At 33.4% G+C, this 13,423-nt stretch carries 11 protein-coding genes; 8 read left to right on the top strand and 3 right to left on the bottom strand.

Features of this window, described 5'->3' with window-relative positions:
* The first annotated feature begins 31 nt into the window (after nucleotides 1-31).
* From ACFO3N_RS00875 to ACFO3N_RS00885, 3 genes are all read left to right on the top strand, one after another.
* Complete coding sequence (locus ACFO3N_RS00875; protein WP_379794853.1) at nucleotides 32-667, top strand: LysE family transporter; 636 nt, start codon at nucleotides 32-34, stop codon at nucleotides 665-667.
* A 154-nt stretch (nucleotides 668-821) separates the two neighbouring features.
* Nucleotides 822-1,148 (top strand): MGMT family protein, encoded by a 327-nt coding sequence (locus tag ACFO3N_RS00880; RefSeq protein WP_379695395.1) that lies wholly within the window; start codon nucleotides 822-824, stop codon nucleotides 1,146-1,148.
* A gap of 15 nt (nucleotides 1,149-1,163) precedes the next feature.
* Entirely contained in the window at nucleotides 1,164-1,673 is a 510-nt protein-coding gene (locus ACFO3N_RS00885) for an Imm6 family immunity protein (protein WP_379794854.1), read from the top strand.
* A gap of 360 nt (nucleotides 1,674-2,033) precedes the next feature.
* On the opposite strand, the gene ACFO3N_RS00890 is transcribed toward ACFO3N_RS00885, so the two are convergent.
* A complete protein-coding gene (locus ACFO3N_RS00890) occupies nucleotides 2,034-3,359 on the bottom strand; it encodes a sensor histidine kinase (protein WP_379794855.1) in 1,326 nt (441 codons plus the stop codon).
* A 146-nt stretch (nucleotides 3,360-3,505) separates the two neighbouring features.
* Nucleotides 3,506-4,858: a sigma-54-dependent transcriptional regulator gene (locus ACFO3N_RS00895; protein WP_379794856.1), complete on the bottom strand. Its 1,353-nt coding sequence runs from the start codon at nucleotides 4,856-4,858 to the stop codon at nucleotides 3,506-3,508.
* A 160-nt stretch (nucleotides 4,859-5,018) separates the two neighbouring features.
* On the opposite strand from ACFO3N_RS00895, the gene ACFO3N_RS00900 reads away from it, so the two are divergent.
* From ACFO3N_RS00900 to ACFO3N_RS00910, 3 genes are all read left to right on the top strand, one after another.
* Nucleotides 5,019-6,263 (top strand): efflux RND transporter periplasmic adaptor subunit, encoded by a 1,245-nt coding sequence (locus ACFO3N_RS00900; RefSeq protein WP_379794857.1) that lies wholly within the window; start codon nucleotides 5,019-5,021, stop codon nucleotides 6,261-6,263.
* Nucleotides 6,264-6,405: 142 nt separating this feature from the next.
* Nucleotides 6,406-7,113, top strand: coding sequence for an ABC transporter ATP-binding protein (locus ACFO3N_RS00905; RefSeq protein ID WP_248729096.1), 708 nt, complete (start codon nucleotides 6,406-6,408; stop codon nucleotides 7,111-7,113).
* Nucleotides 7,114-7,246: 133 nt separating this feature from the next.
* Entirely contained in the window at nucleotides 7,247-9,676 is a 2,430-nt protein-coding gene (locus ACFO3N_RS00910; RefSeq protein ID WP_379794858.1) for an ABC transporter permease, read from the top strand.
* Nucleotides 9,677-9,741: 65 nt separating this feature from the next.
* Here ACFO3N_RS00910 and ACFO3N_RS00915 read toward each other — a convergent pair whose 3' ends face one another.
* Nucleotides 9,742-11,343 (bottom strand): L,D-transpeptidase family protein, encoded by a 1,602-nt coding sequence (locus tag ACFO3N_RS00915; protein WP_379794859.1) that lies wholly within the window; start codon nucleotides 11,341-11,343, stop codon nucleotides 9,742-9,744.
* A gap of 418 nt (nucleotides 11,344-11,761) precedes the next feature.
* Between ACFO3N_RS00915 and ACFO3N_RS00920 the strand changes: the two genes are divergently transcribed.
* Entirely contained in the window at nucleotides 11,762-12,889 is a 1,128-nt protein-coding gene (locus ACFO3N_RS00920) for an Mrp/NBP35 family ATP-binding protein (RefSeq protein WP_095929733.1), read from the top strand.
* A gap of 142 nt (nucleotides 12,890-13,031) precedes the next feature.
* Nucleotides 13,032-13,271 (top strand): NifU family protein, encoded by a 240-nt coding sequence (locus ACFO3N_RS00925; RefSeq protein WP_379794860.1) that lies wholly within the window; start codon nucleotides 13,032-13,034, stop codon nucleotides 13,269-13,271.
* The last annotated feature ends 152 nt before the right edge of the window (nucleotides 13,272-13,423 follow it).

Here is a 13,423-nt window from a genome sequence, read left to right on the forward strand (position 1 = left end):
AAACCTTTATCTAACCGATTTTAATAACTAAATGACCTATCTTACCCCATTACTTTCAGGCTTTATTGCTGCAGCCATCGGGACTATTCCGCCAGGATTGCTCAATATGACAGCTGCGAAAATAAAAATAAAAGAAGGCAAAAAGAATGCTTTATGGTTTGTAATCGGAGCTGTTTTAGTTATTTTTTTTCAAGCTTATGTTGCCGTATTGTTTGCTCGTGTCATAGACAATCGTCCAGATGTTGTAACCTTATTGCGTGAAGTTGGTTTTGTCATTTTTTCGATCTTAACTATTTATTTTTTGTTTTTTGCAAAAGATCCGATAGCAAAGAAAAAAACGAAAATCAAAAAGAGTAAAAAGAGCAGTTTCTTTCTCGGAATGTTGCTTTCTGGATTAAACTTCTTTCCCATTCCGTATTATGTTGTCGTAAGTGTTACTCTGGCTTCATACAATCTTTTTACATTTCAAAACCCGATTATACTAACATTTGTATTAGGTTCTGTTCTTGGGGCTTTCGGAATTTTATACAGCTATATTGCTTTCTTCGGAAGAATAGAAAAGAAAACCGATTACTTCATGAGAAACATGAATACCATTATCGGAACCATTACTGGATTAGTGGCTCTGGCAACACTTTTTAATATTCTGAATTACTACTTCGGATAATTTTTATAGCCACTCCCGATAGCTATCGGGATAAAGGGATTAAAATGATTTTTTTCTTTGTGGTTAATTATTTCTCACGCAGATTTTGCAGATTTTAGCAGATTAATAGTAATTTTAAAATCTTTATAATCCCTTTAATCTGTGGCAAAACATCATGGCAGAAGAGAATTTTTTTGAAAGAGTTTATGTAATCGCCAGACAAATTCCGTTTGGAAAAGTTACTTCTTATGGTGCAATTGCAAAAGCATTAGGCACAGCACGTTCTGCACGAATGGTCGGCTGGGCAATGAATGCCTGCCATAATATGGATGATGTTCCTGCACATAGAGTGGTAAACCAAAAAGGACTTTTGACAGGAAAACATCACTTTGACGGAACTAATTTAATGCAGCAGCTTTTAGAGAACGAAGGGATTAAAGTCGTCAACAATCAGATTGTAGATTTTGAGAAACATTTCTGGAAACCAGAAGTTGAAGTTTAATTTACTTAAAATCGCATGAATAAGTTTGAATTATTAAATACAAATGCAAAAGTTTCACTTCTTCTTTCTTTAACTGAGTTAATTATTGAAGACATTTCAGAATCTAATGGCTATGAATTTGCTATTAAAGCAATAGATAAATGCTGGCAATGGCTAAAATATAAAAATATATCCGCAGATGATTTGTACTTCTATTTAGAGAACTTAGAAGAACAAAGTTTATTGGACTTTCTAATGCTCGAAAATGATCCTTCCAAAGAAAAAATTTGGATTTGCATAGCAAATGCATTCTCATACACTACCTGGGAAGCTTATCAATTCGAGAAAACAAAATATATTCCTCAAACTATTGAAAGTGTAGATTATGAAACCATTCAACACTTTATTGATAACTTTAAAGATGTTTGCAAAAGAGGAAATGATCTATGGGAAAACTTAATTGATTTACTATTAATTGAATCTAACAATAATAACGAAGGATTTGAAAAACTTCTTATAGAGCAATTTTTGAAAGACAATAAATAATCTTTTAAAAATTCAAAATCTGCCGAATCTGCAAAATCTGCGGGAACAAAAAAATCTTTGCGACTTCGCGTCTTTGCGAGATTAAACCATTATCAATATTTACTCTCTTTGTGTAGATGCACTGCAGTGCGCCTCTACGATAAAATCTTCGCGTCTTTGCGACTTTGCGAGATTAAACCATTATCAATATTTATTCTCTTTGTGTAGACGCACTGCAGTGCGTCTCTACGATAAAATCTTCGCGTCTTTGCGACTTTGCGAGATTAAACCATTATCAATATTTACTCTCTTTGTGTAGACGCACTGCAGTGCGTCTCTACGATAAAATCTTTGAGACTTCGCGACTTTGTGGCAAACCCACTAAATCAAGCATATCACAAAACTCGTTTTATCTTCATCGGTTTGGTAGCTTAAATAACCTCCGTGTGCTTCTATAATATTCTTAGAAAGCGTTAATCCTATTCCAGCTCCGTCTTTTCTGGTGGTGAAAAACGGAAGGAAAACTTTATCTCTAATTTCAGCATCTACTCCTTTTCCGTTGTCTGAAATCACAATAAAAAAACGATTATTTTCGGTATAGCTCGAGATTATTAATTTCTTTTCTGATTTCTCTTTTAAAGCATGAATACTATTGGTAATCAAATTGATAATTACCTGCTCCATTTGATTTTTATCAATCATAATAGAACGTGAACTGTGTATTTCATTTATCAACTCGATTTTTTCTTCCTTCAAAATCGGACTCATAATTCGAAGACAATCTTCAAACAAAGCATTAATCGGCGTCATTTGTTTGTTTGGCGTTGGCAACATTGCTAGTTTACGGTAATTCTCGACAAAAAACTGCAAATGATCGCTCCTATTTATGATGGTCGAAATACTGCTTTTGATGTCTTCAAAATCGTCTTCTTCCAATTCATCCTGATCTACAATATGAAGCAAATTCTGCGAAAGCGCACGAATAGGCGTTAAAGAATTCATTAGTTCATGCGAAATAATCTTCATCAGATTAATCCATGCTTCTTTTTCTTTTTTCTCAATAACGCGCTGGATACTGTCTAGCAAAATGATAAAATACTCTTTGTCATAAGTCTGCGTAAGAGAAGTTTGCAACATAAAAGTCTGCAGATCCTGATCTTCAATTTTAATTGAAATGGCGGTTTTTAATTCGGTAAAACCAACCTTTTCAATTTCGCCGCATAAACTCGGAAGATAGTTTTTCAGGTATTTCCAATGACTTACTTTTGGCACTTTAAAAAGATTCGAAAAACAATCGTTCATTATAAAAATAGACCAATCCTCATTTTCTTTTTCTAAGATTAAAGCAGCGGTATCAATACTATTCAGAATCGAACGGTAGATTAATTCTTTGGAAATCTGCTCTTGTTTCTGAACCTTTAAAGTATCATACAAAAGATACAGACTATTAAAGTTGCCTTTTTTATGTTCTTCTGGAAAATGAGCAGAAAAGTCGTCATGTAGAATAGAGTTTATCGTTTTGTCATAAAACAGCAATTGGTTTTTGACATAAAAATACATTTCGATTAGAAAAATCAAAACAAAAACACCAACCAATAAAGCGTTGTATTGAAATCCTTTATAGAATAATAATGCACTGGCAAGGAAGAGCACCATTACAAATAGAACTCTAACAAACAACGCATTATAAAATTTCCAGTTTTTCATTTAGTTTTTTTGTTTACCACGAATTATTTTTTTCTAGCCACAGATTAAAAAGATTAAAGGGATTTTTTATCTGCTAAATTTGCAAAATCTGCGTGAGACTAAAGACAAAGCAAAAATCTTGATTCTTGCCTCTTGCTTCTTCCTCTTTAATTCTTCAAATCGTATTTCTCTATTCTTCTGTACAACGCAGCGCGAGACAAACCTAATTCTTCGGCAGTTTTACTGATGTTTCCGTTGTGTTTAAAAAGTGCTTTTTCAATCGCGCCTTTCTCCATTTCCGATAGTGGATTTTCATCATTTTCCTGAATCTCTTCAAAATCCAAAATATCCAGATCCATTACAGAAATAGTATTGTTTTCAGCCAAAATCAAAGCGCGTTCAATTTTGTTTTCCATTTCTCGAACATTCCCTTTCCACGGATATTTTTCCAGATAAGATGCAACATTATCTTCAAAACGCCAATTTTCCTGATTGTATTTTTCTGCAATCTGTTCCAAAATAAAATTGGCCATCGCTACAATATCGTCTTTTCTTTCTCTTAAAGAAGGAAGATTGATCTCCATTGTATTGATTCGGTACAGCAAATCTTCACGGAAGGTTTTATTTTTTACTTCGGTTTTAATATCGCTGTTAGTTGCGGCAATAACACGAACATTCAGCGGTCGTGGTTTGCTTTCGCCTAAACGCGTTACGGTTTTAGTCTGTAAAACATGTAATAATTTAGCTTGAAGATGAAGCGGAATATTTCCAATTTCATCTAAGAAAATAGTTCCGTTTGAGGCATTTTCGAAACGGCCAGCGGTATCGATTTTAGCATCCGTAAAAGCACCTTTGGCGTAACCAAAAAGCTCGCTTTCAAACAGATTATCACTTAGAGAACCTAAATCTACATGGACAAAAGGCTGATTTTTCCTCTCAGAATGTTGGTGAATATATTCGGCAAAAACATACTTTCCTGTTCCGTTTTCGCCCAAAATCAAAACATTGGCATCTGTTCTGGCCACTTTTTCGGCGATAGAATAAGCTTGTTTTATTTTTGCTGAAGTGCCGACAAAATATTTCTTTTCGGTCTTCTCTGCTTTTTCTAAAGCTGTTTTTTTACTGTTTTTTCTGCTTTCGGCAACTGCTTTATCAATAACTTCTAGCAGTTTTTCGTTATTCCACGGCTTTAGCACATAATCAAAAGCTCCAATTTTAATACCCTCTACAGCGGTTTCAATTTTACCAAAAGCGGTCATTAAGATCACAATTGTATTGGGAGAAAGTGTTTTAATTTCTTTCAGCCAATGAATTCCTTCTCGTCCATCTTCAAAACCAATTCGGTAATTCATATCCAGCAACACCACATTTATGTCATTTTCGTTTAAGATCGAAATGATTTTTTTAGGACTATTGGTTGTAAAAATCGTCTCGAAATGTTTTTTAAGAATCATTTTTGCAGAAAAAAGAATTTCTTCCTGATCGTCAACAACTAATATTTGGGCTAGTTTTTTTCTCATGTGGTCTTTTTTCTGTCCGCTTCCGAACGGTCAACTGTTCATTATCGGACACTGCTTTTTAGAAGTGTTTTTTAGAGCCTCTTTAAAATCAATACTTTACAGATAATAAATTTTATGGCACAATATTTACCTATTGATTATCAGTAAAATAATTTAAAAAATGGACACGATAATTCCTCGTAAAAGTAAAAAATTTAGATATTTCGCAATAGCAATTGCTGTTTTTTTAGTTTTGCTCGTGATCGTCCTTTTTGCATTTAACACCAAAAGAACTTTAAATGTAAAAGCCGACGAATTGGTAATTCAAAAAGCAGAAAAAGCCTTTTTTGAAGATTTTGTTGTTTTTCAGGCAAAAGTAGAACCTTTGAATGTTATGCTTGTAAATGTTACTGAGGGAGGTTCTGTAAAAGAAATCTTTGTAGAAAATGGTGCAATGGTTACCAAAGGACAATCGCTAGCTCGTTTGTACAATCCGAATACAGAATTGAATTATCTGACTCAGGAAACTGCTATTATTGAGCAAATCAACAATTTGAATACGGGGAAATTAAACATTCGAAATCAAGAATTAAACCTAAATAAAGATTTGGTTTTGATAGAGCATGATTATAACGACGCAAAGAGACTATACGATATGAATGCGAAGTTGTATGAGAAAGATGTAATTTCTAAAAATGATTGGAATACTTTTAAAGAAAGCCTTCGTTTTCAGGAAGAACGCAAAAGAACCATTCAGCAGAGTATTCAAAAAGAAAAACAAAGCAATCAGGTTCAGATTTCACAAATAAACCGTTCGATCCAGACTATGGAAAAAAGTTTGGATATTCTTAGAAACAACAAAAAGAACTTTTTAATTACAGCACCAGAAACAGGACGATTAACGTCTTTTGAACCTGTTTTAGGAAAGACTTTTCAGGCAGGCGCAAGTATCGGAAGAATCGACTCTAACAAAGGATACAAACTTATTGCCGAAGTAGACGAATTTTATCTGGAAAAACTTAGAGAAGGTTTAAAAGGACAGGTAGAATTTAAAGGGAAAAATCTTGAAGTTATCGTGACCAAAGTAATTCCTGAAGTAAAAGGCGGACGATTTACTGTGGAGCTTGCTTTTGTAAGTAAAGAAAACATTGTTCTACAGGACGGACTTAGTTTTGGCGTAAAACTGATTTTGTCTGAAAAGAATAGAACTTTGGTAATTCCGAGAGGAGCTTTTAACCAGGAAGCAGCAGGAAAATGGATTTTTGTCGTAAACGGAAACAAAGCGATAAGAAGAAATATCAAACTAGGCCGCGAAAATCCTTCGTATTATGAAGTTCTAGAAGGCTTAAAAGAAGGCGAATCTGTGGTTACTTCTTCTTACAGCGATTATAAGGATATCGAAGAGCTTTCTCTAAATAAAGAATAGTTTATTTTGTTTCAAGTTTCAGGTTTCACGTTAACACCGCAACCAACTTGAAACCTGAAACTTGAAACAAAATAAACAAAAACATAATTTCAATCATCAATCAAAAAACGTATTTAATAACATTTCAAAACCTTAAAAAATTATGATCACAATTCAGAATTTAACCAAAGTTTTTAGAACAGAAGAAATAGAAACTGCTGCTTTGAGCGGTATCAATTTAGAAATAAAAAAAGGAGATTTTTTAACCATTATGGGACCTTCTGGATGTGGAAAATCGACTTTATTAAATATTATCGGGCTTTTGGATAGCGCAAGCACCGGAAGCTACAAACTGCTAGACCAAGAAATGATTGGCTTAAAAGAAAAAGGCAGAGCGCAAGTGAGAAAAGAAAACATTGGTTTTATTTTTCAGAATTTCAACTTAATTGATGAGCTTTCTGTATACGATAATATCGAATTGCCATTGCTTTACAACAATGTAAAAGCTTCTGAGAGAAAACAAAAAATTGAGGCGATTGCTGAGAAACTTAATATCTCTCATCGTTTGAAACATTTTCCGCAACAGCTTTCTGGAGGACAACAGCAGAGGGTTGCCGTTGCAAGAGCTTTGGTAAATGATCCAAAAATTATTTTGGCCGATGAGCCAACAGGAAACCTAGACAGTAAAAACGGTAATGAAGTAATGGAACTTTTAACCGATTTGCACGCTAAAGGCGCTACTATTTTGATGGTTACCCACTCTGATTATGATGCTTCTTTTTCGCAAAGAACCATTCATATGAAAGACGGAGTTATATTTTCTGAGAAATTAAATCAACGCAATGTTGATGTTTTTATGGACGCTAAATAATAAAGTGATGATTAAAATTATTGTTACTGCACTTGTAGTTCTGGTAGAGCTAGTATGCAAAATATTTACTATGATGTAAAACCGAAAGGTTTACCAAAAACAACCATATCAACTATAAAAAATATACCACAAAATGATTTTTAACTGGTTTAAAATATTTATATATCATTTAAAGCAAAGCAAATTGTTTTCGTTTTTAAATGTTTTAGGACTAAGCATCGGGATTGCTTCTGTCATTTTTGCGATCTTATATTGGAACAATGAAAATGCATACGATCAATGGAATCCTGAAAAAGAGAATACTTATCTTGTTCTAAACAAAATTGGTTCGGGAGATATCTGGGCGACTAGTTCGATCCCTTTTGGCGAGACTTGTAAAGCTACAATACCTGAAATTGAAAAAGTTTGCTTTCTCTACAATTGGTACGAAGATGGCGTTGTTAAATTTCAAAATCTAAAAATATTCGATAAAAAAGTTATCCGTACAGACGAAAACTTTTTTGATTTTTTCCCTTTTGAAATTATAAAAGGAAACAAACAGAACATTTTAAAAGAAAAAAATAGTGTTGCCGTATCCGAAGATCAAGCAAAATTGCTTTTCAAAAACGATGATCCAATTGGTAAATCAATTTCGTATGGTAATGGCGATTATATCGTAAAAGCGGTTTTTCGTGTAACTACACCTTCTTCAATCGAACCAAATTATGTCTTTAACGGGGTTAAGCGTGAGGGCGACAGAGATCAATGGGGGAATTTTAATTATGCTTTAATGGTCAAAGCTAAAAAAGGAACCAATTCTGCTGCTCTTATAAAGAAAATGCAAAATGTAATTTTTGTCAACAGAACCGTAAAAGATGCCAAAGCCAGCGGTCAGACCGTAGAGCAATATTTAAAAGAAAACGGACAGGTAGAAGTGATGCTGGATCAATTGAAAACGTCTCGTTTATATGGCACAAAAAGTTCAGGTGGCCAAAATTTTCCTGAAGGACAGGGCAATTTAAAATTGCTTTACATTATGGGCGGTTTGTCTATTCTAATCTTATTTTTATCTATCGTAAATTATATCAATTTGGCAACTGCATCGGCCATCAAACGCGCCAAAGAAGTAGGTGTGCGTAAAATTGTGGGTGCAACAAAAAAGCAAATTGTTACACAGTTTATTTTTGAAACTTCTATAATCGTAACACTTGCAATCGTTTTTGCACTTGCAATTGTAGAACTTTCATTACCTTATTACAATACCTTTTTGAGAAAAACTTTGACTATGAATGGCGGCGAATTTTACCTGCAGCTCATTTTTATATTTGGATTAGTAATCGTTCTTGCGGGTATTTTCCCTGCTGTTTATATCTCAAATTTTGAAACATTAAAGGTTTTAAAAGGGAATTTTTCAAGAAGTAAAAGCGGTATTTGGATTCGAAACTCAATGCTTATCTTTCAATTCGGAATTGCGGCCTTCTTTATCATTGGAGCATTAATTGTTAATTCGCAAGTTAGCTACATGATGAACAAAGATCTAGGCTTTAGCGGTGATCAGGTACTTTCTATTACGTACAATACAAAAGACCGATTAAGCAGAACAGATAAATATTTAGCAGAGAAACAAGAAATTAAAAAAATCCCAGGCGTTGTAGACGTTACTACATTTGCCGGTACTTTTGGAGGCAATTCGGGATCAAGTTCAGGATTTAAGCATAATGGAATTTTTGTACAGCCAAAAAACATCGAAATGGATTTTGGATTTCTTGAAATGATGAAGATTAAAATCGTTGAAGGGCGCGATTTATCTTCTCAATTTGCTTCAGACACTGTAAACGGCATGCTTATAAACGAGACACTTGCCAAAGAACTAAATCTTAAGAATCCGGTAAACACCATGATAACATCGGGCTGGAGTATTGGAAGCGGCGATAATTTGAAGTTTAAAGTTGTTGGAGTTGTGAAAGACTTTAATTTAACCAATTTACAGAATAAGGTTCCGCCAATGGTTTTTATTAGTTTAAAAACGCTAAAATGGAATAATTTTAATAGAGTGCTTGTAAAGGTTTCTCCAAATAATTTAACAGAAACGTTAGAAAAATTGAAATTATATTGGGAGAAAAACGTTAACCCTGACTATCCGTTTGATTACGAATTTGTTAACAAGGGATTTGCAAAAACTTATGAAGAGCAAGTCAAACAAAAAAACCTCTTTTTCATCCTAAATTTGGTCGTAATCATAATTGCTATATTCGGATTGTTCGCTTTGGCATCATTTTCGATGGAGAGAAGATTGAAAGAAATCGCCATTAGAAAAACATTAGGAGCCGAAACAGATATACTCTTAAAAGAATTGTCGAAACAATATATTGTCTTCTGTTTTATAGGATTTGCAATCGGGATTGTTCCTGCTTATATATTATTACAGAAATGGCTTGAAGATTTCGCTTTTAGAATTGGAATATCGACAGTTCCGTTTATAATTGCCCTGATTTCACTTTTGTTTTTAACATTAGTAATTGTTTTAACAAAAGCCTTTCAGGTAACTAGAATAGATGTATTAAAATATCTAAAATACGAATAAGCTTGTAGACCATTTTTTTTAAAGAAGCCCGACAGATTTCAGTAAAATCCGTCGGGCTTTTATTTTTAATCTTTCATTGTAATGGCATCATTATAAATCAACTTATCCAGACTTTGATCTCGATCGTAAACATCTGGAAAAAAATTGACTTCTCCATTGTCCTGAACCCAACAGGTAAAATAACCTATATAAACCGGAATTTTACGTTTAAGCATACAGGTTGTTTCTTTTCCGCCATTCATAGCACTCTCAATTTTGTCTGCCGGCCAGTCTGGATCGTCTTTTAAAATATGCAATGCAAGCTGTTTGGCTTCTTTCACATTGATACAGCCGTGGCTAAAAGTGCGTTTTTCAAATTCGAATAAACTTTTTGCAGGCGTATCGTGCATATAAATATCGTTTGGATTTGGGAACATGAATTTTACTAATCCCAACGAATTTTTCGGCCCTGGTTTTTGTCGCACTTTACCCCCATTCCACTCCATGTTATGCTCTTCCAAATAGTTCTTATCACTTGCAATCTGGAGTTTTAATTCGTTTTGAATAATGCTATTTGGTACGTACCAATACGGACTAAAGACGATTCGATCCATGCTTCCGCTAAAAATCACCGTTTCACTAAGTCTGTTACCCACAAAAATGTCCGAAACCAGATCATATTTTCCGTCCTTAACATAAAATAGCCTAAATGAAGGAATATTAACCATGACGTACTCGTCTGCTTTTGCCAATTTCGTCGGAATCCATCTGCATCTTTCCATGTTTAGCATAATGGTTCTGATTCTCTTGCTAATCGGCTCATTCATTTGATTGATAATATCTCTCGTTAGGGCATAATTTATTTTTAAATTATATCTTTTTTTATAATTTAAAACTCCCGCCATCAATTCTTCATCATAAATATCACTTCCAGAATCTTGTTTTAAATCTCCTACTACAAATAAGCGATTTCTAATTTGCTTAATGGCGATAGCTGTGTCGTCTGGTCTTAAATCTTTAAAAGTCGCACTGTCAATCGCAATTTTCTGCCATAGATTATCGGTTTCTATTTTACGGTATTTTTTCAGCGCATCTTTCAATCTGTAGTATTGACTGAATAATAGATTATCATCTTCATTCAATCGATTGGTATCTATCATTAATGAATCTAGAATGTGAGAATACGAAATGGATTTTGCAGGCAGATACCATCCTATTTTTTTTAATGTTGCAGGATCAACTCCAGAATACACATTACTCGCATAAAACACATACATACTTGTAAGCAGTAATTCGGTATCAAGTTGAGATGGTTTGTTTGAAGAACTTTCATTAAACGCCTCATCAATTTGTTCTTTATAAGGCATTTTTTCTTCAATTCCCTGATCTTTCAGAACATTTACTTTCTGATACAATAAGGATCCAAATTCAGTGATACTTTTATCATCATACCAAAGAGATTTGTACTGTTTAGCTTTATAAATATCATCAACATCTTTCTGATATTTTTTAAGCTTTGGATATTTCTTGAAGAAGGCATTGATGGAAGCTGCATCGATTGTAATGACAGCAACATCTTTTCGATTTGACAGATCAGAATTACTTTTAGCATTGTTAGACAATGAATTGAATGAAAATGCAAAAAAACTGACTGTAACAATAATTAGAGAAAAAGTAAAATTTCGCATATTTTTAAAGTTTAAATTGGTAGAAATAACTTTAAAAAAAATACCGAAAACCCAAAAAATTACTCAAAAAACCTTAGTTTTCACATATTTTTTTTCTGTCTGGTAATCAATCGATTTGGGCAATCAAATATAACGAAGTTTTGTGAGAATTTTATTTATTTGAAAGAAAACTTACATAAAGAACATTCTTTTAAATTTGAAAAACTTTTCTAAATGCATCAAAATAGATAATGCTGCATAAATTCCATTTTAATGAAAAGTTATGTTGAATAATTTTGAATAATCTCAATATCAATAATTACAATCCAAAAACGCTTAATTTCCGAACTTAATCTGTTATCTTTGCACCCTGAAATCAGTTTAAATAAATATAATCTTATAAGACTGTTTTTAGAGAATAAAAAAATAGCCCATTACAATGAAACTAGATAGAAAAGAAATTCTAAAAGCCTTAGAGACAATCACTATTGCTGGAGAAGGAAAAAATATGGTTGAAAGCGGTGCTGTAACCAATGTTATTACATTTGGAGATGAAGCTGTTGTAGACCTTGTATTGCATACGCCTGCTATGCACATCAAAAAAAGAGCTGAAGATGATATTAGAAGAACAATTCATGAACTAATATCGCCAGATGCAAAAGTAAAGGTAAATATTAAAGTAGAAGCTCCAGAGAAACCAGAAATCAAAGGCCGTGCTATTCCTGGAATTAAAAATATTATTGCAGTTGCTTCTGGTAAAGGAGGAGTAGGAAAATCTACTGTAACTGCAAACTTAGCTGTTACACTTGCAAAAATGGGCTTTAAAGTTGGTGTTTTAGATGCTGATATCTATGGCCCTTCTATGCCAATTATGTTTGACGTTGAAAACGAAAAACCGATTTCTGTAACAGTTGACGGAAAATCAAAAATGAAACCTATTGAAAGCTACGAAATCAAAATGCTTTCAATCGGATTTTTTACAGCGCCAAGCCAAGCCGTAATCTGGAGAGGACCAATGGCTGCAAAAGCATTAAACCAAATGATTTTTGATGCAGATTGGGGAGAATTAGATTTCATGCTTCTTGACCTGCCTCCTGGAACTGGAGATATTCACCTTTCTATCATGCAGTCACTTCCAATTACTGGAGCGGTTGTAGTAAGTACTCCGCAAGCGGTGGCACTTGCAGATGCCAAAAAAGGTGTGGCAATGTTTATGCAAGACAACATCAATGTTCCTGTTTTAGGAATTATAGAAAATATGGCTTACTTTACACCAGAAGAATTGCCAGAAAACAAATATTATATCTTTGGACAAGAAGGTGCTAAAAACCTTGCTGAAGATTTAGGAGTTCCGTTTTTAGGAGAAGTTCCAATTGTACAATCTATTCGCGAAGCAGGAGATTATGGTCGTCCAGCAGCATTGCAGACTGGTTCTCCAATAGAAACAGTTTTTGAAGAAATTACTAGAAATGTTGTACAAGAAACAGTAAACAGAAACGAAAGCTTACCAGCAACAGAAGCCATCAAAATTACAACAATGGCAGGTTGCTCGGCAGTTAAAAAATAATTAGATAATTGAGATAATGAAACTAATGAGATAATGTGAAAATTAGAAAATAAGATAATTTCACGCAACAAAGTGAATTTTCTAATTTTCTAATTGGCACATTTTCGAATTAAAAATATTCTCTAATTGACACATTAATATTATGACAACAGAAGAATTAACAAGTAATGTTTTATTGGCCTTAGATGAGATAAGACCATTTTTAAAATCTGACGGTGGAGATATTTCATTAATTTCTATCGAAGAGGACAAACATGTAAAAGTTCGTTTGGAAGGAGCTTGCATTAGCTGTAGCGTTAATCAAATGACACTAAAAGCTGGTGTTGAAACTACCATAAAAAAATATGCGCCACAAATTGAAACTGTGGTGAATGTAATGTAACAAAACGGTGTCTTTTTATCCAAATTAAACCTTTGAAGTTTAACAAGAATAATAGGTGATTTATTTGATTGATTGAAAAAATCATAAAATAACAGCTAAAAAAAGACGTTTTTTGCCACATTCATAAAAAACAACGCAAAGATTTAAGAGTT

Source organism: Flavobacterium chungangensis, from assembly GCF_042654045.1.
In the GTDB taxonomy this organism is placed as follows: domain Bacteria; phylum Bacteroidota; class Bacteroidia; order Flavobacteriales; family Flavobacteriaceae; genus Flavobacterium; species Flavobacterium chungangensis.